The 1,219-nt window shown below is 67.6% G+C and carries 2 protein-coding genes; one reads left to right on the forward strand and one right to left on the reverse strand.

What is annotated here, in order from left to right; genetic code table 11:
• On the reverse strand, positions 1-189 hold a 189-nt coding region (locus ACIOHC_RS43840; protein ID WP_365694844.1), incomplete at its 3' end, for a hypothetical protein.
• A gap of 388 nt (positions 190-577) precedes the next feature.
• Here ACIOHC_RS43840 and ACIOHC_RS43845 point away from each other — a divergent pair.
• Positions 578-1,195 carry a hypothetical protein gene (locus ACIOHC_RS43845; RefSeq protein ID WP_351085553.1) on the forward strand — a complete coding sequence of 206 codons (618 nt, stop codon included), beginning with the start codon at positions 578-580 and terminating at the stop codon, positions 1,193-1,195.
• Positions 1,196-1,219 lie beyond the last annotated feature (24 nt).

Below are 1,219 nucleotides of genomic sequence, written 5' to 3' on the forward strand. Positions count from 1 at the left end.
CCGCACGCCCTCGCCCCACAGGACGGACTGGGTGCCCTCGTGCTTGACCAGGCCGGGGTTGATGCCGAGCTTGAACCCGCCCGGGAGCGGCTTGCCCTGACGGTAGGGCAGGAAGTCCAGCGGCGAGGGCCCGCCTGCCGTGTAGACGACGCATTCGGACAGGACCGCGACCGGCTCCAGCGCCTTCACCTCCCACTGGCCGGGCCGCTCGATGCCGAACCCGTAGCGGCGGGCGAAGGCCGGTCGCCGGCCTTCCCCGCAGCCGCAGGGAGCTCGTACTCGTCGAGCCGAAGAGCAAGTCGCAGCCAGCTGATCTTCGGACCGGCGGCTCCTATTACCGCCTCTCGGACCAATCGGTCGTGCGCGACAGCCTCCTGCGGCGCGGCCCCGGTTGTACTGCGTCTCGCCGTCAACGGGGGCCGGGGCCTTGCCTGCGCACCGCATTCCGGCACAGGCCGGGGCAACCTGAGGCGTTTCTTCTGGATCAACCTGCTGCCCAGATGAGGATGACGGCGACGTGGAAGGCGGCGAGGTATTTGGTGACGGCCCTGTCGTAGGCGGTGGATACCCTGCGGGAATGAGCAATGCGATATGGGATGCCCTGGCAGCGACTCACCTCCCGGAAGTACGGCGCCGCGCAGCCATCATGGACGAACTCGCCGAGGTCGAAACGGTGACGGTGACCGGCGCACGCCGTCTGGCCTGGAACGACGGCGGCGGCCAGTCCGCGGTCTGGTACTTCGCGGAAGACGGCCGCGTGCTGCTGCTGACGTTCGACCACGAGTCGGACCTGAATCTGTACGCCGAGGAGGATTTCGCCCTCCAGGAGTCCTTCTACGACGGCGTCCCCGAATCCCTCGTCGCCCTCGTCCGCGACCGTCCCGAGAACTACGAGTCGCTGAACCTCACAGACTCCGCGACAGGCCGGACGATTCACTACGCAGGCGGTGTCTTCTGGTACGACGGCACGCGCTGGCACGTGTCCGACGGCCTGGCGGAGTACTGCCGGCGCGAGGACGCGGACCTCTTCGGCGAGTCCGGCTTCGACTACTGCCTGGACGCCTACCGCTTCGGCCAGGACTTCACCCCGGAGACCGTCGTGGCGATCCGCGACGAGGACGGTTATTACGAGGACGAGAAGGAGAAGGAAGCAGACCTGCCCGGCATCCGCGAAATCTTCACCCGGCACGGCTAGGACTGCCTTCCGAATCACTGGGCA

The organism is Streptomyces sp. NPDC088252 (assembly GCF_044740965.1).
GTDB lineage: Bacteria > Actinomycetota > Actinomycetes > Streptomycetales > Streptomycetaceae > Streptomyces.

Excerpts from the sequence above, each read along its gene's own strand:
- ACIOHC_RS43845 (WP_351085553.1), top strand. The coding sequence starts at position 578 with ATGAGCAATGCGATATGGGATGCCCTGGCAGCGACTCACCTCCCGGAA.